Source organism: Ralstonia chuxiongensis, assembly GCF_024158925.1.
In the GTDB taxonomy this organism is placed as follows: Bacteria; Pseudomonadota; Gammaproteobacteria; order Burkholderiales; family Burkholderiaceae; genus Ralstonia; species Ralstonia chuxiongensis.
In genome coordinates this window covers 12,287-32,183 of the sequence record NZ_JAMYWC010000002.1, presented here as the reverse complement: position 1 = coordinate 32,183, position 19,897 = coordinate 12,287, and the positions used below count along the sequence as shown (strand labels likewise).

Sequence of the window (19,897 nt, the reverse complement as noted above, 5' to 3'; positions counted from 1 at the left end):
GCCAAAGAAAGTAAGCAAAGAAAGGCGCGCCCGAGATGGCGACCCCTTCCTTGAATTTGTGTAACCGGGCGGGGAAGGAGGCAAACTCGCTGCGCTCAAACAGCCTCCTTCCGTTTTCCGCCCGCTTACACAAATTCAAGGCGCCATCTAGGGCAGGGGTACGGCCACACAATCTGTGTGCTGACCTAGCTGGCTCTTGTTTGGTGTTGTGTTGCTCGCTTCGCGTTGTGCTGCGGGTTCCTACTGCACCTGTGGTCGATGGTTTGGCCGTTGGAGCCCTAGATGGCGCCTTGAATTTCTGTTGCAGGGAGGAAAAAGGAAGGGAAACTGTCTGAGCGAAGCGAGTTTTTCCCTTCCCCTCCCTGCGACATAAATTCAAGGAATCTTTCGCCATCTCGGGCGCGCCTTTCTTTTGCTTACTTTTCTTTGGCAAGACAAAGAAAAGTGAGTCAGCCCCGGCAGGGGATGAAACAAGGGATGCACCGCCCCCGCCGGAACAAGGCAAAAAACAAATCAAGCAACCTTGTGCGCCGCCCGCCAGCCAAGACCTTCCACAGTCCCAGCCTTCGGCTTGTACTCACACCCAACCCACCCGGTGTAACCAATCTCATCCAGCCAGTTGAACAAGAACTGGTAGTTGATTTCACCCGTACCAGGTTCGTTACGGCCAGGGTTGTCCGCCAACTGCACATGCTTGATCTTGTCCAGATGGCGCTTCAGCGTGCTTGCCACTTCGCCTTCCATCCGTTGCATGTGATAGATGTCGTACTGCACGTACAGGTTGGACGCGTCCACGTCGGTAATCAGATCCAGCGCCTGCTGCGTGCGGTTCAGGTAGAAGCCAGGAATATCAAACGTGTTGATCGGCTCGATTAGCAGATCGATCTTCTCGGCCTTGAGTGCCTTCGCCGCAAACTTCAGGTTCTCCACCAGCGTCTTGCGTGCGGCGTCTTCGCTCACGCCTTCGGGGCGAATGCCCACCAGGCAGTTGAGCTGTTTCACGCCGAGCACCTTGGCGTACTTGATGGCTTCGCCCACGCCGTCCTGAAATTCGCTCACGCGATCGGGCAGGATGGCGATACCGCGCTCGCCGCCGTCCCAGTTGCCGGCCGGCAGGTTGTGCAGGACGAGGTCGAGCTGGAAGCGGTTCAGGCGATCGGCAATCTGGTCTGCGTGGAACGCGTAGGGGAACAAGAATTCCACGCCGCGGAAGCCCGCACGTGCAGCGGCTTCGAAGCGGTCAAGGAAGGCCTGCTCGTTGAAGAGCATGGTCAGGTTGGCTGCCAGCTTTGTCATGGTTTCTCCTTTTATCGGACGGTGAGGGAACAGCGCGCCGTCTTTATGCGGTGACGCCTTCGGCTTCCGTGAGGGTGTCTTCCAGGTCGAGCACGTCTTCAAACTCGACCACGTTATCGATCTCCGTGCCCATGGCGATGTTGGTCACGCGCTCGAGAATCACTTCCACCATCACCGGCACCGAGAACTCGGCCATCAGCAGGCGAGCCTGCGCGAAGGCGGGTTCGATGTCTTCCGGGTTGAACACGCGGATCGCCTTGCAACCCAGGCCTTCCACCACCTTCACGTGGTCGACGCCGTAGCCGTTCAGCTCAGGGGCGTTGACGTTGTCGAAAGCGAGCTGGACGCAGTAGTCCATGTCGAAGTTGCGCTGCGCCTGGCGGATCAGGCCCAGGTACGAGTTGTTCACCACCACGTGGATGTACGGCACCTTGAACTGCGCGGCCACCGCCATCTCTTCGATCATGAACTGGAAGTCGTAGTCACCAGAGATAGCCACCACGTCGCTGTTGGGCGAGGCCACCTTCACGCCGATGGCGGCGGGAATCGTCCAGCCCAGCGGGCCTGCCTGGCCGCAGTTGATCCAGTGGCGCGGCTGGTTGACCGACAGGAACTGCGCAGCAGCGATCTGCGACAGGCCGATCGTGCTCACGTAACGCACGTCGCGCGGGAAGTACTGGTTCATCTCGCGGTACACGCGCTGCGGCTTGATGGGCACGTTGTCGAAGTCCGAGCGACGCAGCATCGTGCGCTTGCGCTTCTGCACGTCGGCGTTCCAGCTCTTGCGGCACGGCAGCTTGCCGGCGGCCTTCAGCTCGCGGGCCACTTCAATGAACTTCTCCAGTGCAGCCTTGGCGTCCGACACGATGCCAAGGTCCGGGCCGAACACGCGGCCGATCTGGGTCGGTTCGATATCGACGTGAATGAACTTGCGGCCCTTGGTGTAGACGTCGACGCTGCCCGTGTGGCGGTTGGCCCAGCGGTTGCCGATGCCGAACACGAAGTCCGAAGCCAGCAGCGTGGCGTTGCCGTAGCGGTGCGACGTTTGCAGGCCGACCATGCCGGCGTTGAGCGGGTGGTCGTCAGCCAGCACACCCCAGCCCATCAGCGTGGGCACCACAGGCACGTTCACCAGCTCCGCAAACTCGACCATCAGCTTGGCCGCATCGGCGTTGATCACGCCGCCGCCGCACACCAGCAGCGGGCGCTCGGCCTGGCACAGCATCTCGATGGCGCGCTCGGCTTGGGCACGCGTGGCCGCGGGCTTGTAGACCGGCAGCGGGCTGTACGTGTCGGGGTCGAATTCAATCTCGGCGACTTGCACGTCGAACGGCAGGTCGATCAGGACCGGACCGGGGCGGCCCGAGCGCATCAGGTGGAAGGCTTGCTGGAACACGCGCGGCACCAGAGCCGGCTCGCGCACGGTGACGGCCCACTTCGTGACCGGCTTGGCGATCGACTCGATGTCGACGGCCTGGAAATCTTCCTTGTACAGGCGGGCGCGGGGTGCCTGGCCGGTGATGCACAGGATGGGAATCGAGTCTGCCCAGGCCGAGTACAGGCCGGTGATCATGTCGGTGCCGGCAGGCCCCGACGTGCCGATGCACACGCCGATGTTGCCGGGTTCGGCGCGGGTGTAGCCCTCGGCCATGTGCGAGGCGCCTTCAACGTGACGGGCCAGCACGTGGTCAATGTTGCCGGCGCGGCGCAGCGCCGAGTACAACGGGTTGATGGCGGCACCAGGCACGCCGAAGGCGGTGGTGATGCCTTCTTTTTCCATCACCGCAACTGCGGCATCAATCGCTCTCATCTTCGGCATGGGGTGTCTCCAGGAAGGGGAAGGTGGGAATCAGTTGGAGCTGATCCTATTCCCGCATGCCGATATGGATAAACGCAGATTTCGTCAGTTGATTGCTAACTCGGAATACCGAATAGATTTGCGTGCTGCACCAATACCAAGGCAATCAACATGCCGGAAAGCCTTGGATTCAAGCCATTTTCAGGCACGTTTGTGCGACGCAATAATTCGACGCGACACGCTCGCATCGATCACATCGTCGTCCACCATTTTTGCCATTCGTCACAGGTGATATGCGCCAGAAAGTCGCAATCCAGGTACGGAATGCTCACTAAAATGGTCAGACATTGCGAACTGGAATGATGGAATGGACAAGCTCAAGCAGATCGAAGCGTTCATCGCCGTGGTGGAACACGGCAGCATGGCCGCCGCCGCGCTCACGCAAGACGTGACGCCCGTCATGATCGGACGTCGCATCAACGCGCTGGAAGCCCGCCTGGGCGTGAAGCTGCTGCACCGGTCAACTCGCCGCATTGCGGTGACGGAGCAGGGCGCGGTGTTCATGGAACAGTGCAAAAAGGCGCTGGGCGAGCTGGACCGTGCAGAACTGCTGGTTGCCGAAGGCCGCCACAAGGCGACCGGGCACCTGATCGTTTCGGCGCCGGCTGCCTTTGGCCGCAAGCACGTCGCGCCGCATGCGCCGGACTTCCTGCGCGCCAACCCCGACGTGCGCATCTCCTTCAACCTGACTGACCGCGTGGTCGACCTCGTGCGTGAAGGCTATGACGTGGGCATCCGCATTGGCGGCGCGATCGATCCGAACTTCGTGGCGATCCGCCTGGCGTCGAACAAGCGCGTGGTGTGCGGCACGCCCGCGTACTTCGCCAAGCACGGCGTGCCCCGCACGCTGGATGATCTCGCGCGCCACAACTGCCTCGCCTTCAACCTGCAGGGCGGGCAGCAGCGCGGCTGGTATTTCCAGCAGAACGGCAAGGCCGTCACCGTGAAGGTGAACGGCAACCTCGATTGCAACGATGGTGAACTGCTGCACCGCTGGATGGGCGAAGGCCTCGGCCTGGGCTGGCGCTCAACGTGGGAGATCCAGCCCGAGTTGGAATCCGGCGCGCTGATGACCGTGCTGGACGACTACGCGCTGCCCGATTACGACATCCTCGCCGTGTACCCGCAGCAGCGGCCCGTGCCGGCAAAGATCCGCTTCTTTATCGAACACCTGAAGACGGTGTATGGGCAGGCGGGGTATTGGTCGCGAACGAGTTGAGCGTGCGGAAATGGATGACGGTTCCTAAACTTGTCATCAGATGCATCGCGGGTGGCGCGCTCAATGCCGGAGACTGAAGATGCTACACAGAACCGCAGTTGTCGGCGCTCTCATGCTCAGCACCTCCGCCCTGGCGTGCGATCTGACCGGGCTTGAGCACCCGCTGGTGTTCTCGCCCGGCGAGTCTGCGCTGCCGACCACCGAAATCCTGAAACTGGCGGAATGGGATTCGCAGCTCAAAGAAGATTTTCACAGCGGCGGCAAGTACCGGGTGCGCTTGCGGGAGGCGTCCGAGCCTGCCCCAGACCCAGAGCTGGCGGTGCTGCGCCTCAGAAGCATCCAGGCCGTGCTGGACGCTGTCGGAATCGAAGGCGACAAAGTCGAGTCGTCTGAAGCCGATACGCATCTACGTGCCGTGGAACGCGAGGGTGTCGCCCCAAAAATGCCGACAGCCGCCTACGTAGTTTTCCAACCGGACTGTCAGAACCCGTGTTGCGCGGGCTCCGCGCCCGCCGCTCCGCTCGCTCCCCAGCGATAAGCGCTAGGTAATCGCCACACGCCCCTGCGTCAAATCCCGCAACGTGACCCGCGCGGCCGCTTCGTCCGTCACCGGCAATCGCACAGTGAGTGTGACGCCCGCATCGTAGGCGGCATCCAGCAGCACATACCCGCCATCATCGATCCAGCGGCGGATGCGCGCCTCATCGGCGTAATCGGTAGCGAGGGTGAGCGTGGTGCTGGCGATGCGCTCCACGCGTTCGGCGTGCATAAGCGCGGTAGCAATGGCATCCGTGTAGGCGCGCACAAGACCGCCAGCGCCGAGCTTCACACCGCCGAAGTAACGCACCACGGCGCCCAGCGTGCCATCCAGATCATGATGGCGCAGCACTTCCAGGATGGGGCGGCCTGCCGTGCCGGAGGGCTCGCCGTCATCGGACATGCCGGACTGGCCGCCCGCCAGGAGCGCCCAGCAGACGTGTGTGGCAGAGGGGTGTTCGGCGCGCAGGCGTGCAATGACGTCCATGGCGGCGGCCCGGTCTTCAACCGGCATTGCCAATCCGATAAAGCGGCTCTTCTTGATTTCCAGCTCGGCAGAAACCGGCGCGCGCAGCGTGTACGTCGGCACGCGCGGTCAGGCGAGGAGGGCGGCTACGAGATCCGTCGCCCGGCCGCCCGGCGATTCGAACTTGAGCGACGCCTCGGTGTGCGCCATGTGCTCTTCCATCAGCGCGATGGCGCCTTCCACGTCACCGCGCTTGGCGGCGTCCAGGAAAGCAGTGTGTTCGTCGGACGAACGCACGGCGTCGTACGTCGACTGGTACATCATCGTGATCACCGAGCTGCGGGCGGAAAGCTCGTAGAGCATTTCCTTGAGCACGCTGTTCCCGACCACGTCGGCCATCAAAAGGTGAAAGTCGGCCATCAGGCGATTGCGGCGCGGGACGTCAGACAAGTCGCCGCTTGCCGCCACCTTGTGTTCTTCGGCCAGGTGCTTTTCCAGCCGCTTGTAATCGGCCGGCGTCGCTTTAGCGATGAATTCGCGTACCAGCGCCACTTCCAGCACGCGGCGCACGGCAAACACTTCGCGCGCCTCGGTCTCATCCGGCTTGGCTACGAACGCACCGCGATCCGGCTCCATGCGGATCAGCTTGTCCTTGGCCAGCATCAGGAGCGCTGCGCGAATCTTCGTGCGGCTGACGTGGTAGACCCGCGCCAGCGCCTCTTCGCGCAGCTTGGTGCCCGGCGGCAGCCGATGCGCGACGATCGCCTGGGCGATGTCATCGGCAATGCCTTCGGAGGAAATGTCGGCGGCGGTGGTTTCGGTCATGGCGCCGATTTTACCGCCGTCCGACAGTAGCGCCGCTTCAGGCATGCGGCAGCGTGTGGGCGGCCTGTGCGGCCACACCGTGGCTGTGCGCAATCGCTTCGCCTTCTTCGGTGATGTCGATCTTGCCGTCGAGCACCGCATTGGCGCGCACCCGGTCGATATCCTTTTCCCACGCCGCGATGACGACCGTGGCGACGCAGTTGCCGATCAGGTTGCCCAGCGCACGGGCAATTCCGATGAACCAGTCGACGGAGAGCACCAGCACCAGGCCGATCGCCGGAATGGCTGGAATGACCGACAGCGTGGCCGCCAGAATCACGATGGCCGAGCCCGGAATACCATGCGCGCCCTTGGAGGTGATGAGTGCCACAGCCAGGATCAGCAGCAGATCATGCAGCGACAGCGACGTGTTAGTCGCCTGCGCGATGAACACCGCCGCCAGCGTCAGGTAGATCGAGAACGCATCGAGGTTGAACGAGTAGCCGGTCGGGATGACCAGACCCACCACCGAGCGCTTGATGCCCATCTTCTCCAGCTTGTTCATGATCGATGGCAGCACCGCATCGGACGATGCCGTGCCCGCCACCACCACCAGTTCGGCGCGCAGGAAACGGATCAGCTTGAAGATGTTGAAGCCGGCCAGGCGCAGGATGGTGCCCAACACCACCACCACGAAGATTGTCACCGCCGCATAGAACAGCAGCACCAGGAAGCCCAGTTGCTTGAGCGAGCCCGCACCGTACTTGCCCACGGTAAAGGCCACCGCGCCCAACACGCCCAGCGGCGCCAAGCGGATGATCACCGCCATCATGCGGAACAGCACTTGCGAGAACTGATCGATGAACGCCACGACAGGCTTGGTGCGCTCACCCAGCATCGACAGCGCGCAACCAAACAAGATCGACAGCACCAATACCTGCAACACGTCGCCCTTGGCAAAGGCACTCACGAAGGTGTCCGGAATCAAGCCCAGAAAGAAGGTCGCGAACCCGCCTGAATGCATCTTCTCGGCGTTGGCCATGTAGGTGGACAGCGCTGCCGGGTCCAGCGTCTTCGGGTCCACATTCATGCCGTGGCCCGGTCCGAACAGATAGGCCAGCGCAATACCCAGCGCCAGCGCAATGGTGGTAACCACCTCGAAGTAGAGGACGGCCTTGCCGCCCACGCGCCCGACCTTCTTCAACTCACCGGCGCCGCAAATGCCAACGACCACCACCGAGAAGACGATCGGCGTAATCAGCATCTGGATTAGTTTCAGAAAGCCGTCGCCTAGCGGCTTGAGGTGCTGCGCGAAGTCCGGTGCCCAGACGCCCAGCGCGATGCCCAGCGCAAGAGCAATCAAAACCTGCCCGAACAACGGGCGCGTAAAGCGTTGCATGGTGAATCCTCCTTTGGATTACTGATGTCTCAAGCCGCGCCCAATCGTCTAATTCAGTTGGTTGCGATTGTCGTCACGGCCTTGTTTCGCTCGCTGCGTCGCAACAAATTGTCGCGATGAATTGTTGAGCGTTGACGGCATCATAGGCCATCCAATTTTTGTATGCAATTTTTGAATTCACATGCTAGGATCGACTCATGCAGTCCCGCGAAGCCTTGTGTTTCCGCCATCTAAGCTGCACTTCCGGCATTCCCATCGCCACAGTTTCGAGTGTTCTTACTCGCCGTTTTTGTTCGATGGGGCGGCCGTATAACATTCAGAGACAAATACCAAGGAGTTCCACATGGCGATGCCCACGCTCGATCCGAACGCGCCGGATTTCACGCGCCGATATCCGAACCTGGCGGACCCCCGCCTTGGCGCAGAGGCCACGTTTGCGACCGACGAATTCTTCGCACCGAAAGACCGCATGCTCAACCCCGAGCCGGCGGTCTTCATTCCCGGCAAGTACGACGACCACGGCAAGTGGATGGATGGCTGGGAAACGCGCCGTCGCCGCAACGGTGGCTATGACCATTGCATCGTCCGCCTGGCCCGCCCGGGCGTGGTGAAAGGTGTGGATATCGACACCAGCCACTTCACCGGCAACTTTCCGCCGGCCGCTTCCATTGAAGCCGCTTATCTGCCGGATGGCGAGCCGACCGAAGCGACGCAGTGGACTGAAATCGTTCCGTCGACCACGCTGCAAGGCAACAGCCACGCCTACGTGGCCGTGACGAGCACGCAAGCCTTCACGCACCTGCGCGTGAACATTTTCCCGGACGGCGGTATCGCGCGGCTGCGCGTGTACGGCCAGCCGCAAGTCGACTGGAAGGGCGCGGATCGTACCAAGCTGTTCGACCTGGCCGCCATGGAAAACGGCGCCTACGTGGTCGAAGCCAACAACGAACACTTCGGGCCGGCCTCGCGCATGTTGATGCCGGGCCGTGGCGTGAACATGGGTGACGGCTGGGAAACGCGCCGCCGCCGCGAACCGGGCAACGACTGGTGCGTGATCGCCCTGGCCAACCCGGGCCGCATCCGCAAGATCGAAGTCGACACCGCGCACTTCAAGGGCAACTTCGCTGATCGCGTTTCCATCCAGGCCGCTCGCGTGGTGGGCGGCACTGACAGCTCGCTGAAGACGCAAGCGATGTTCTGGCAAACGCTGCTGCCCGAGCAGAAGCTGCAGATGGATCTCCAGCACTACTACGAAGCGGAAATCGCCGACCTCGGCATCGTGACGCACGTGCGCTTCAACATGTTCCCCGATGGCGGTGTGTCGCGTCTGCGCCTGTGGGGGGTGCTCGAATGAGCCAAGAGACCGTCGCACGCGTTGCGCTGACCATCGAGCCGCTTACGCGCGAAGCCTTTGCGCCGTTCGGCGACGTGATCGAACTGGAAGGGGCCAAGCAATTCCCCATCAACCAGGGCACGACCATCCGCTTTCATGACCTCGCCAACGTGGATGTGGGCGAGGGCGGCCGCGCGCTGATCAGCCTGTTCCGTGGTCAGCCGCGCACGCTGCCGTTCGAGGTCAAGATGCTGGAGCGCCATCCGCGTGGCAGCCAGGCGTTCATCCCGCAGAACGACAAGCCGTATCTGATTGTCGTGGCACCGGCCGGCGAGCTGGACCCGTCCAAGTTGCGCGCGTTCGTCTCGCGCGGCTGGCAAGGCGTGAACTACGCGCGCGGCGTGTGGCATCACCCGCTGCTGGCCCTGGGCGAGGTGAGCGATTTCCTCGTCGTCGACCGTGGTGGCGAAGGCCACAACTGCGACGAGCAAGACCTGGCCGAATCGGTGTGGTTGACCGCCGAGGCCATGCAGGCCGCGCAGTAAGCATCGCGTCATCCGCGCCAATCCTGAGCCCCCGCACAACGGGGGCTCAGTCACTTTCAATCTCCGTCCCACCACAATCAGGGAGACATCGACATGACCCAGGCTCAACTCGCCACCCCCGGCATCGATGCGGACATCCGCGCGTTTGTTGAGGCTGCGCACGCGCAGCAGATTGATTTCCTGCGCGAGCTGGTGAAGGTGCCGTCGGACAACCCGTCCGGCGATTGCGCCCCGCATGCCGCCCGCGCCAAGGCGCTGCTGGAGGCGCTGGGCCTGACGGTCGAGGCGCATGCCGTGCCGCAGGCGCAGGTACGTGCCGCCGGCATGGTCAGCGCCACCAACCTGATCGTGCGTCACAAGTTCGGCAGCGGCGGCCCCACGGTCGCCATGAACGCACACGGCGATGTCGTCCCGCCGGGCCTGGGCTGGACGCACGACCCGTACGGGGGCGAGATCGTCGAGACCGAACACGGCCCGACCATGTTCGGCCGCGGCGTGGCGGTGTCGAAGTCAGACTTTGCAACCTACACGTGGGCGCTGCTCGCGCTGATCGAAGCAGAAAAGCGTGGCGCGAAGCTCAACGGCACGGTCGAACTGCACTTCACATACGACGAAGAGACCGGCGGCGACATCGGCCCGAAGTGGCTGCTGGATCAAGGTCTGAGCAAGCCCGATTACGCGATCTCGGCGGGTTTTGCTTATGGCATCACCTCGGCGCATAACGGCTGCCTGCACGTGCAGGTGACGGTGCGCGGCAAGCAGGCGCACGCTGCCATGCCCCATACGGGCATCGACGCCATCGAGGCGGCCACGCATATCCTGCAGGCCGTGTATGCATATCGCGCGGAACTCGCAACGCGCAAATCCGCCGTGCCGGGCATTGACCACGCAACGCTCAACGTCGGGTTGATCCAGGGTGGCATCAACACCAACGTAGTGCCCGATCTGGTGACGTTCCGTGTTGACCGGCGGATGATTCCCGAAGAAGCTGGGCGCGATGCAGAAGGCGAACTGCGCGCGGTGATCGAGCGCGCGGCTGCAGAACGGCCGGGGATCGAAGTTTCAGTCGAACGGATTCTGCTGGCGGAGCCGCTTGCTGAACTGCCGGGCGTGGACGCGCTGATTGGCGCGCTACGGCGGAATGCCTTGGCCGTGTTTGGCGGGGATGTGCCGGTGCATGGCGTGCCGCTGTATACCGATGCCCGGCATTACACGGCGCATGGCGTGCCGACGGTGCTGTATGGCGCAGGACCGCGTACGTTGATGGAAGCGCGTGGGCACAACACGGATGAAAACCTGCGGTTGAATGATCTGCGGGGCGCGACTGTGGTGGTGGGGTGTGCTGTGGGGGAGTTGTTGGGTGGGTGATTGTTGTTTTGTTTTTGTCTTGGTGGTCCATCTCCCTTTCGTTCCCTGCCGGGACCGACTCACTTTTCTTTGTCTTGCCAAAGAAAAGTAAGCAAAAGAAAGGCGCGCCCGAGATGGCGACCCCTTCCTTGAATTTGTGTGACCGTGCGGGGAAGGAGGCAAACTCGCTGCGCTCAGACAGCCTCCTTCCTTGATCCGCCCGCTCACAAAAATTCAAGGCGCCATCAAGGGCTCAACGTCAAACGACAAAGGCCAACCCGTCGCGCGGTTGGCCTTTGTCGTTTGGGCCCGCGTTGAGATGGTTTGGCCTTTGACTTTCCTGCCCTAGATGGCGCCTTCAATTTTTGTAAGCGGGCGGAAAAAAGGCGGGGAACTGTCTGAGCGCAGCGAGTTTTCCCCGCCTCCGCCCGGTTACGAAAATTGAAGGAGTCTTTCGTCATCTCGGGCGCGCCTTTCTTTTGCTTACTTTCTTTTGGCAAGACCAAAGAAAGTGAGTCAGCCCCGGCAGGGGATGAAACAAGGGATGCACCACAAAAACAAAAATCACGAATCCCCCCAACACCAACCACGAAACCAGCCACCAAGCGCCAGCCCTTAAGATTGCGGCACGTTCCATCAAGCCAACACCAGAGCCCATGCAGATCTACCACAACCCCCGCTGCTCCAAATCCCGCACCGCTCTCGAGCAAGCCCAATCCTTCGCCGCAGAAAAAGGCGAACAACTCGACGTCATCGAATACCTGACCACCCCGCCCACGCTGGCTGACCTCAAAAAGCTCGCAGCGCAGCTCGACACACCACTGCGCAGCCTGATCCGCGAGAACGAAGACGAATACGCACAGCTCAATCTGGCCGATGCAACAGACGACGCACTGCTCAAGGCCATCACAGCACATCCGAAGCTGCTGCAGCGCCCGGTGCTCGTTCGCAACGGCCGCGCCACCATCGGTCGCACGCCCGAAGCGCTCGACGCGTTTCTGAAGTAATTCACCGCGCCCCACAAAGTTGAACGGCCTGCCGATTTCCATCGGACAGGCCGTTCAGGGGTGGCCGTATCTCGCTTTGCGCGAGGGCCGGGGCTGCGTCCGTCAAGACGCGCAAGGGCACCGGTTTATTCCAGGCCCATCCATCGGGCCATTTCTGACCCGAAGCCAACTGCCAGCAGGGCGGCAAGCACCACTGCCAGCGCCGCCGCGGTCGAGACCATGGCGACTTTCATGACGTCTGCGTCGTGGTGTGCGTTGCTGTGCGTGTGATGCAGATGCTGCGCACGCATGCTCAACGGAACCGCCTTCGCAGATGATTTGCGATGCCAATGCAAGCGCTCCGTCATCGCTCGCAAGTGTTGCGTGTCAAACGCGTCACGGGAAAATCGCATCGCGGTACCTCCCCGTTGTTGGCTGGTAGCCGACGCCGGCACGCACCGGCGTCGGGGGCACGTGCGGCCCGAAAACGATACGGCAAGCAAATGGCGTATGCGAGTGGCTTTGCTTGTCGGCGCCGGGTGGCGCAGTCGTCTGGTCGCTCGCACAAGCCCAGCGTAGACGGGGGTTTGCAGCGCTGCAAGTTGCGTTGCGGCATGGTGCCCGCATCACGCGGGCAAGAGGCAAACCGCGTGCGGGTCTTCGCCAGATGCGTGACGTGCGCGGCGCTCAATCCTGAGCAGATTGGTGGGGCAATTGTGCGGCGGCGCGCTCGGCTTCGCGCTTGCGCAGTTCGGCCAGCATGTTGCAGAAGAGCGTGCCTTGCTCTTTTGCGTCATCCAGCGCGATGTGCGTGTGCGGCAGCGGGTCGTGCCAATGCTCGGGAAAAGCCGCTTTGACGTTGCGCCGATACGGCATGCCCGTGAGCGCAAAGGCCAGCGTCTTGATGTCGAGCGCCGCCCAGCCGAACGGCGATCGCCCGGCAAAACGCATCATGTACCAGAACATGAACGTGAAATCGAAGCCCGCCGGAAACGCCACGAACACCGGCTTGCCAGGCAAGCTCTCGACCCATTCCACGTAGCGCGGCAGGGCCACTTCGGGCGCTTCGAGGTTTGCGCGGCATGCAGCCCACGCCTCGGGCTGCGTTTTCCACCATTGCATCTGGATCGGATGGCCTTCTGCGCCGGGCAGCGTTTGCAGGTTCGCTTCAAACGTGCCCACAAGCGTCTTGTCGGCCAGGTACGCCGCGCTGGCGAAGCTCAGCATCGAATGCGGGCCGGGGATGGGGCCGTCGGCTTCGATATCAGTGCTGACGTAGATTTCGGGCCGCGTGTCGGGCGGCTGGTTGCCGCGCTTGCGGCGGGGCTTGTCGGCTGCAGCCGCGGGCGCGCTGTCGGCGAAGGGGTCGTCGCTCTCGTTGGCGCTGTTGTTGGGGCTGGTGTTGGCGGTCCCGCTCATGCTGAGCCTTCGTTGGCGAACAGGCGATCGGCGACGTATGGGTTGCTGGCACGCTCATCGCCAAAGGTCGAGACAGGCCCATGGCCCGGCACAAACGTAACGTCGTCGCCGAGCGGCCAGAGCTTGGTGCGGATTGCGTTGATCAGGTCCGCATGATTGCCGCGCGGGAAGTCCGTGCGGCCGATCGACCCCGCGAACAGCACATCGCCGACGATGGCAACGCGGTCTTCCGGGCTGAAGAACACCACGTGGCCAGGTGTATGGCCAGGACAGTGGAACACCTGCAGGGTGCGACCAGCGGCTTCCACGGTGTCGCCGTCTTCCAGCCAGCGGTCAGGCACGAACGCCTTGGCGGGCGGGAAACCAAAGCGCTGGCTTTGCATTGGCAGTTGATCGATCCAGAACGCCTCATCCTTCTGCGGGCCTTCGATGGGCACGCCAAGCTGCGTGCGCAGGGCATCGGCGGCGGCGCAATGGTCGACGTGGCCATGCGTGAGCAGGATTTTTTCGATGCGCGCGCCGTGCTGCTCGGCGGCGGCCAGGATGCGCTCGATATCGCCACCCGGGTCGGTGACGGCGGCAGCACCGTCGTCGCCAATCAGCAGCGTGCAGTTCTGTTCAAACGGCGTAACGGGGACGACAACGACTTTCATGTGATCTTTGATGCGCAATTGCACATGGCAGGGATAACCCGATTGTATCGGGCCGAGCCCGCGCCAGCACTGGGCTCGCGGGGTGCGCTGTTACATCGGAAAGAAAATATTACAAAATTGGCGCGAGATGGCAGCATGATGTGACCGTTTTAATAGGAAATGTAAATAATCGATCGAAGCATGCATGTTAGACTCGCGGCCATGCTTAAGTTGACCCACCTCAATTCCAGCCGTTCGGCCGGCCGCACGCTGCGTGCCTGGCTGACGCATGGCACCGCGCTGCTGGTGCTGGCGGGCTGCGCAGCCATTCCTGGCGAGCCGCCCGTGGGTGGGCAATCCGGTCTTCAGGCCAGCAAGCCCACCGCGTCCGCGCTGAAGGTGGCCGACCCGCGCGACAACCCCGATGCATGGGGCACGCTGTCGTTCCGTGGCGCGCCGGATTCGAGCAGCCTCAAGCTCGACGAGAACACCGATACCAGCCCCGGCCTGCGCGCCGACCTCGGCACGTTTGAACAGCGCGGCCTGGCCTCGTGGTACGGCCGCGGCTTCCACGGCCGCCGCACCGCCAGCGGCGAGCGCTTCAACATGAACGCCTTCACGGTGGCGCATCCGTCGCTGCCGCTGCAGAGCTGGGTGCTGGTGCGCAACCTCGCCAACGACCGCGTGGTCGTGGCCAAGGTGACGGATCGCGGCCCTTACTACGGCAAGCGCATCCTCGACATGTCGTATGCCGCAGCCAAGCGACTCGATTTCGTCAAGCGCGGTTCGACGCAGGTGGAAATCCGCCGCCTGTCGCGCGCTGAAGTCGAAGCGCTGCGTCCTGAGCTGACGCAAACGGACGTCGCCAGCAACGACGGCGATGCCGATGTGGGCGGCGATGAACCCGCACCGGTCAAGAAGAAGGCGGTCAAGCGTCGCGTCAAACACCACCGCTGATCCGGCCGCCTTCCTGCCTCAGTCCTTCCCTTCGTTTTTTAGCGCCAGCGCGCTCTGATACAGCGTGTCGACCGACGCGCCCGTAATCGCGCCGGCCAGCTTGGCTGCGCGCTTGGCGGGCAGCTCGGCCAACAGCAGGCGCAAGACCTGATCCGCCGCCATCGCGGTCGGTGCCGCGTCCTGCGCGCCTGCGCCTTCCACCACCAATACGAATTCGCCCTTGCCGTGCGTGGCATCGGCGGCAAGCCATGCGGGCGCCTGCGCAGCGGGCAGCACGACGATCTGCTCAAACAGCTTGGTCAACTCGCGGCCGATCAGAATGCGTCGCGCAGGCAAGTGCTCGGCCAACGCGGCGAGTGTGGCCTCAATGCGATGCGGCGCCTCATACAGAACCCATGCCGGCCCATGCGCCGCCCATTGGCGGATGGCCGCCTCGCGTTGCCCGGCCTTGGGTGGCAGGAAGCCGACAAAGGTGAACTGCCCCTCCGACGTGTCGAGCAGTTCCCCCGCAGCGGAAAGCGCCGTCACCACGGCGCTGGCGCCCGGCAGCGGAATCACGCGCTGGCCCGCCGCGCGTACCGCCTCGACAATGCGCGAGCCCGGGTCCGACACACCGGGCGTGCCCGCATCGGACACATAGGCGATGCGCTCGCCCTGCGCCAAGCGCGCGACGATGCGTGCAGCGGCTTCTCGCTCGTTGTGCTGGTGCGCCGCGAGCATCGGTCGAGACAGGCCCAGCCGATTGAGCAGTTGCCCAGTGTTGCGCGTGTCTTCGCAGGCCACCGCATCGACGAGGCCCAGCACGTAACGCGCCCGCAGCGACACGTCGGCAGCGTTCCCGATGGGGGTGGCCACCACATATAATGCGCCGGCGGGATAGTGCTGGTCATGCGCCAGCAGGGTCCAGTCAGGATCACTCACGAGAACTTCTCTCAGTCACTTGGTTCAAACCGCACATGCATGCGCCGCAGACCATCACAGCCGCCACCGGTGAAGCCGGTGAAGACCGTGCGCTGCGCTACTTGCAGGCGCGCGGGCTGGCGGTGGTCAGCCGCAATTATCGCTGCAAGGGCGGCGAGATCGATCTGGTGATGCGCGATGCGGCCGGCGCGCTCGTATTCGTCGAGGTGCGCGCCCGCGTGGCGCGCTCCACGCAGCGCTTTGGCGGGGCGGCCGCGAGTGTCACGCCCGCCAAGCAGCGTCGCCTGATTGCCGCGGCCGAAGATTTTCTCGCGCGGCAGGCTGAAGAGGTGCCCGCCTGCCGTTTTGACGTTATCGCCATCGACGGCGCGCGTATCGAATGGATGCGCGATGCCTTCGGTGCCGACGCCTAAACCTCGCATGAACCTCGCTCTTCTTTCTTCCGGACTTCATTCAAGGACAGCATGAAACTCTCGTCGCCTACGTTTGCCCGCTTCCGTCACACGGTCAAGCGCACCGCCGTGCTGGCCGCTCTGGCCGGTATTACCGCAACGCAGTTGACCGCCTGCTTCCCGCTGTTTGCCGGCGCCGTGGCCGGCGGCGTGGCGCTCGCCACCGACCGCCGCCCGACCGCCACCCAGACCATCGACCGCGGCCTGCAGATGGAAGCCGAGAACACGCTGATCTCGCGCTACGACGGCCGCGCCCACGTGAACGTGACGGTCTACAACCGCAAGGTCCTGCTGACCGGCGAAGCCGGCACCGAGCAGACCAAGCAGGAGATCGGCCAATACGCACAGAAGCTGCAGAACGCACGTGAAGTCGTCAACGAGATCGTGGTGACGCCGGTGTCGAGCACCTTCGGCTCGCGCACCAACGATACGTACATCACCACCAAGGTGAAGAGCGTGCTGGCCGGCACGGAAGGCGTGCCCTGGAACTCCATCAAGGTGACGACCGAAGCGCAGACCGTCTTCCTGATGGGCGTGGTGACCGAGGCCGAAGGCAACAAGGCCACCGAAGCCGTGCGCACGGTGGGCGGCGTGAACAAGGTCGTCAAGGTGTTCGACTACGTGACCGAGGAAGAGCGCAAGCGCCTGGACGCCAATGCCACGTCGACCAACGCGTCGACGGCGCCTGATGCGTCGCAAGGCACGCCGGCGCCGGTGCAAGGTACGCCGACGGCCACGCAGGCCCCGGCACCAGTCACCTCGGCCTCGCCTGGCGTGACCGTGTCGCCGACCAACTCGCCGGCGCTGCCGCCGGGCAAGCAATTGCCGTAAGCCACGTCCGCAACATCGGTTCGCAAGGAACGCAGCCACCGCGCTGCGTTTTTTGTTGGCTGCACGCATCACAGGGCACACGGCTGGCCGTGCGTGTTAGCGTATGACGCTTCCGCGACTTCGCAGCCCCCCGATGCCCGTCGTCCACCGCCTTGCCGCCGCAGCATTGCTTGCGGCGCTGCTCACGGCCCCTGCGGCCCAAGTGGCCCAAGCGGCCGATCGTCCGCCCTCCAATCTGCAGGCCCGCACCTGGGCCGCCACGTGCGCAAGCTGCCATCACGCCGATACCGCGCCCGGTGCCAGGCTCCCCGCGCAGACGTTGCTGCCGCTGGCGGGTCGCTCGCAAGCCGAGCTGATCGACGCGATGCAGGCGTTCCGCAACGGCACGCGCCCGTCCACGGTGATGGGCCAGATTGCCCGCGGTTATGACGATGCGCAGATCGTCGCCATTGCAGGCTGGCTGTCGCGCCAATCGCAGGAGGCGCCATGAGTGAATCGTTGCGCAAGGATCGACGCGCACTCTTGCGCGCGCTCGGGGCAACCGCGCTTGCCGGGCCGCTGGCCGCATGCGCATCGCTGTCGGGCGTGCGCAATGCGCGCGTGGTGGTGGTTGGCGGCGGCTACGGCGGCGCGACGGCAGCCAAATACGTGCGCGTGTTTTCCGGCGGCCGTGTCGACGTGACGCTGGTTGAGCCGAACGCCGCGTTCGTCTCGTGCCCGCTGTCGAATCTCGTGCTGTCGGGCGACCGTGACATGGCGTCCATCACCGTGCCGTATGACGCGCTGGTCGAGCGCCACGGCGTGCGGTGGGTGCGCGACCGCGCATCGGCCATTGACCTAGGGGCGAAGCAGGTGCGGCTGACCGGCGGCGGCACGCTCGATTACGACCGGCTGATCCTCTCGCCCGGCATCGACTTCGTGCCGGGGGCGATTCCCGGTCTCGCCAATGCGGCCACCGCTGCCCAAGCACCGCACGCATGGAAGGCCGGCATGCAGACGCTGGCGTTGCGCCATCGGCTCGAAGCCATGCCCAACGGCGGCACGGTGGCGATCAGCATTCCGCTGGCGCCATACCGCTGCCCGCCCGCGCCATACGAGCGCGCGTGCCTGATCGCCCATTGGCTGCAGCGCGCCAAGCCGGATTCGCGCGTGCTCATCCTCGATGCCAATGACGACGTCACCTCCAAGGGCGCGCTGTTCAAGCGCGTGTGGGCTGAACGTTATCCACAGCACATTGAATATCGCCCGCAATACAACGCCGTCGACATCGATGCCACGGGCCGCGTGCTCAAGTTCGATGTGCAGGACGACGTGCAGGCCGATGTCGTCAACCTCATCCCGCCGCAGCGCGCCGGCGCGATTGCCGTGCAAGCCGGGTTGGCGACGGCCAACGGGCGCTGGTGCGAGGTGGACTTCCTCTCGTTTGAATCGAAGGTGGCGCCGGGCGTGCATGTGATTGGCGATGCCATCCAGACAGCGCCGCTGATGCCCAAGTCGGGCCACATGGCCAATCAGCACGGCAAGGTGGCCGCCGCCGCCGTGGTGGCGATGCTGGCCGGGCACGCGCCCGATGCGTCACCGCTGTACACCAACACCTGCTACAGCTTTGCCACGCCGGACGAGGCGATGCACGTGGCGACCGTGCACCGCTACGACGCGGCCGAGCACACCATGGTGACCGTGCCCGGCGCTGGCGGGCTTTCCGAGGCGCCGTCTGCCACAGAGGGCAAGCTGGCGCAGGGCTGGAGCCGCGCCATCTGGTCGGACATGCTCGGTTAAAGGTGAAGCTAAACGTGAGGCTCCGGGCACAAACAATGCGCAAGATTGTGCAAGTCGTGTAAGCGGCCCGCGCCTACAGTGCGTCATGTGGCCGCACGGGCGGCCGTCCGAACCTTCCGATCATCATGTCTCCCAAGGATCTGCTGCTGGCCCTGACCGTTGTGCTGGTGTGGGGCGTCAACTTTGTCGTCATCAAGGTGGGCCTGCATGGCGTGCCGCCCATGCTGCTAGGTGCGCTGCGCTTTGCGCTGGTCGCGTTCCCGGCTGTGCTGTTCGTGCCGCGCCCCAAGATTGCGCTCAAGTGGCTCTTGGCCTATGGCGCCACCATCAGCTTTGGGCAGTTCGCGTTCCTGTTCTCGGCCATGTATGTGGGCATGCCGGCGGGGCTGGCCTCGCTGGTGCTGCAATCGCAGGCGTTCTTTACGCTGACGATTGCGGCCATCGTGCTGCGCGAGCCGATCCGCTGGTTCCACTTGGCCGGCATGGCGGTGGCCGCCGGCGGGCTGGCGATCATCGGCATGGCAGGTGGCGGCTCGGTCACGGGCATGACCACCGCCGGCTTCCTGCTGACGCTGTGCGCGGCGTTTTCGTGGGCCAGCGGCAACATCGTCACCAAGCGGATCGGGCCGGTAAACGTGGTGAGCCTGGTGGTGTGGGGCGCCGCCATCCCGCCGATTCCGTTCTTCCTGCTGTCGTACTGGCTGGAGGGGCCGGAGCAGATTGCGCATAGCCTGGCGAACATCAGTGGGTCGAGCATCGGCGCAATCGTCTACCTGTCTTTCGGCGCCACCATCTTTGGCTACAGCCTGTGGAGTCGCCTGCTGGCGCGTTACGCGGCCAGCCAGGTTGCGCCGCTCACGCTGCTGGTGCCGGTGGTGGGGCTGGTGTCTGCCGCCGTGCTGCTGGGCGAACGCCTGGTGCCTGCCCAATGGCTGGGCGGCGCGGTGGTGATGGCCGGGCTGCTGCTCAACGTGTTTGGCGGCCGGCTGGCGCCGCGGCGGGCGATGGCCTGACGCCGCATCCCCTCAGCAGCAAGCGCCCGGGCCGAAAGGTACCGGGCGTTTTGCTGTGGGGGCGACATAGGATTTGGCCTACTTCGGGCACAATACCGGGTCC

The 19,897-nt window shown here is 63.9% G+C and carries 21 protein-coding genes; 12 read left to right on the top strand and 9 right to left on the bottom strand.

The annotated features are described in order from the left end of the window. Positions 1–513: 513 nt before the first annotated feature. Both hyi and gcl read right to left on the bottom strand, forming a co-directional pair. Positions 514–1,296 carry a hydroxypyruvate isomerase gene (hyi, locus tag NKG59_RS04790; RefSeq protein ID WP_253535716.1) on the bottom strand — a complete coding sequence of 261 codons (783 nt, stop codon included), beginning with the start codon at positions 1,294–1,296 and terminating at the stop codon, positions 514–516. A gap of 43 nt (positions 1,297–1,339) precedes the next feature. Further along, complete coding sequence (gene gcl, locus NKG59_RS04785) at positions 1,340–3,115, bottom strand: glyoxylate carboligase (RefSeq protein ID WP_253535715.1); 1,776 nt, start codon at positions 3,113–3,115, stop codon at positions 1,340–1,342. A gap of 346 nt (positions 3,116–3,461) precedes the next feature. On the opposite strand from gcl, the gene NKG59_RS04780 reads away from it, so the two are divergent. Beyond that, positions 3,462–4,373 (top strand): LysR family transcriptional regulator, encoded by a 912-nt coding sequence (locus NKG59_RS04780; RefSeq protein WP_252692331.1) that lies wholly within the window; start codon positions 3,462–3,464, stop codon positions 4,371–4,373. Positions 4,374–4,485: 112 nt separating this feature from the next. After that, positions 4,486–4,911, top strand: coding sequence for a hypothetical protein (locus NKG59_RS04775; RefSeq protein ID WP_253535714.1), 426 nt, complete (start codon positions 4,486–4,488; stop codon positions 4,909–4,911). 3 nt (positions 4,912–4,914) lie between these two features. On the opposite strand, the gene NKG59_RS04770 is transcribed toward NKG59_RS04775, so the two are convergent. Genes NKG59_RS04770 through NKG59_RS04760 form a run of 3 tightly spaced genes read right to left on the bottom strand, consistent with a single transcriptional unit; the run spans position 4,915 to position 7,579 of the window. Further along, positions 4,915–5,499, bottom strand: a complete 585-nt coding sequence (locus NKG59_RS04770; protein ID WP_253535713.1) for an IMPACT family protein — start codon at positions 5,497–5,499, stop codon at positions 4,915–4,917. A 6-nt stretch (positions 5,500–5,505) separates the two neighbouring features. Next, a complete protein-coding gene (locus NKG59_RS04765) occupies positions 5,506–6,201 on the bottom strand; it encodes a GntR family transcriptional regulator (protein ID WP_024977277.1) in 696 nt (231 codons plus the stop codon). Between the two features lie 37 nt (positions 6,202–6,238). Beyond that, positions 6,239–7,579 (bottom strand): C4-dicarboxylate transporter DctA, encoded by a 1,341-nt coding sequence (locus tag NKG59_RS04760; protein ID WP_253535712.1) that lies wholly within the window; start codon positions 7,577–7,579, stop codon positions 6,239–6,241. Positions 7,580–7,922: 343 nt separating this feature from the next. On the opposite strand from NKG59_RS04760, the gene alc reads away from it, so the two are divergent. The 4 genes from alc (at position 7,923) to arsC (ending at position 11,811) form a co-directional block, all read left to right on the top strand. Then, a complete protein-coding gene (gene alc, locus NKG59_RS04755; protein ID WP_024977279.1) occupies positions 7,923–8,933 on the top strand; it encodes an allantoicase in 1,011 nt (336 codons plus the stop codon). Next, on the top strand, positions 8,930–9,457 hold the full coding sequence (locus NKG59_RS04750) for an ureidoglycolate lyase (RefSeq protein WP_253535711.1): 528 nt from the start codon (positions 8,930–8,932) through the stop codon (positions 9,455–9,457). The genes alc and NKG59_RS04750 overlap by 4 nt, the downstream gene beginning before the upstream one ends. Before the next feature lie 93 nt (positions 9,458–9,550). Continuing rightward, entirely contained in the window at positions 9,551–10,825 is a 1,275-nt protein-coding gene (locus NKG59_RS04745) for a M20/M25/M40 family metallo-hydrolase (RefSeq protein WP_253535710.1), read from the top strand. Between the two features lie 635 nt (positions 10,826–11,460). Next, positions 11,461–11,811 carry an arsenate reductase (glutaredoxin) gene (gene arsC / locus NKG59_RS04740; RefSeq protein ID WP_253535709.1) on the top strand — a complete coding sequence of 117 codons (351 nt, stop codon included), beginning with the start codon at positions 11,461–11,463 and terminating at the stop codon, positions 11,809–11,811. Between the two features lie 125 nt (positions 11,812–11,936). Here the strand turns inward: arsC and NKG59_RS26460 are convergent, their stop codons facing one another. From NKG59_RS26460 to NKG59_RS04730, 3 genes are all read right to left on the bottom strand, one after another. Next, positions 11,937–12,203 carry a hypothetical protein gene (locus NKG59_RS26460; RefSeq protein WP_024977283.1) on the bottom strand — a complete coding sequence of 89 codons (267 nt, stop codon included), beginning with the start codon at positions 12,201–12,203 and terminating at the stop codon, positions 11,937–11,939. A 274-nt stretch (positions 12,204–12,477) separates the two neighbouring features. Then, the gene (locus NKG59_RS04735) at positions 12,478–13,209 is read right to left on the bottom strand and encodes a 3'-5' exonuclease family protein (RefSeq protein ID WP_253535708.1); all 732 of its coding nucleotides are present in this window, start codon (positions 13,207–13,209) and stop codon (positions 12,478–12,480) included. Next, complete coding sequence (locus NKG59_RS04730; RefSeq protein ID WP_045204741.1) at positions 13,206–13,862, bottom strand: MBL fold metallo-hydrolase; 657 nt, start codon at positions 13,860–13,862, stop codon at positions 13,206–13,208. Before NKG59_RS04730 ends, NKG59_RS04735 begins: the two co-directional genes overlap by 4 nt. Positions 13,863–14,063: 201 nt before the next feature. On the opposite strand from NKG59_RS04730, the gene NKG59_RS04725 reads away from it, so the two are divergent. Continuing rightward, the gene (locus tag NKG59_RS04725; RefSeq protein ID WP_253535707.1) at positions 14,064–14,798 is read left to right on the top strand and encodes a septal ring lytic transglycosylase RlpA family protein; all 735 of its coding nucleotides are present in this window, start codon (positions 14,064–14,066) and stop codon (positions 14,796–14,798) included. Positions 14,799–14,816: 18 nt separating this feature from the next. Here NKG59_RS04725 and rsmI read toward each other — a convergent pair whose 3' ends face one another. Then, positions 14,817–15,719, bottom strand: coding sequence for a 16S rRNA (cytidine(1402)-2'-O)-methyltransferase (gene rsmI / locus NKG59_RS04720; protein WP_253535706.1), 903 nt, complete (start codon positions 15,717–15,719; stop codon positions 14,817–14,819). Between the two features lie 35 nt (positions 15,720–15,754). Between rsmI and NKG59_RS04715 the strand changes: the two genes are divergently transcribed. The 5 genes from NKG59_RS04715 (at position 15,755) to NKG59_RS04695 (ending at position 19,794) form a co-directional block, all read left to right on the top strand. Continuing rightward, positions 15,755–16,132 (top strand): YraN family protein, encoded by a 378-nt coding sequence (locus tag NKG59_RS04715; RefSeq protein ID WP_045204725.1) that lies wholly within the window; start codon positions 15,755–15,757, stop codon positions 16,130–16,132. A 51-nt stretch (positions 16,133–16,183) separates the two neighbouring features. Beyond that, the gene (locus NKG59_RS04710; RefSeq protein ID WP_253535705.1) at positions 16,184–17,002 is read left to right on the top strand and encodes a BON domain-containing protein; all 819 of its coding nucleotides are present in this window, start codon (positions 16,184–16,186) and stop codon (positions 17,000–17,002) included. A gap of 133 nt (positions 17,003–17,135) precedes the next feature. Next, the gene (locus NKG59_RS04705) at positions 17,136–17,492 is read left to right on the top strand and encodes a c-type cytochrome (protein ID WP_253535704.1); all 357 of its coding nucleotides are present in this window, start codon (positions 17,136–17,138) and stop codon (positions 17,490–17,492) included. Then, the gene (locus tag NKG59_RS04700; RefSeq protein ID WP_253535703.1) at positions 17,489–18,781 is read left to right on the top strand and encodes an NAD(P)/FAD-dependent oxidoreductase; all 1,293 of its coding nucleotides are present in this window, start codon (positions 17,489–17,491) and stop codon (positions 18,779–18,781) included. Before NKG59_RS04705 ends, NKG59_RS04700 begins: the two co-directional genes overlap by 4 nt. Before the next feature lie 125 nt (positions 18,782–18,906). Then, entirely contained in the window at positions 18,907–19,794 is an 888-nt protein-coding gene (locus NKG59_RS04695) for an EamA family transporter (RefSeq protein ID WP_253535702.1), read from the top strand. Positions 19,795–19,897 lie beyond the last annotated feature (103 nt).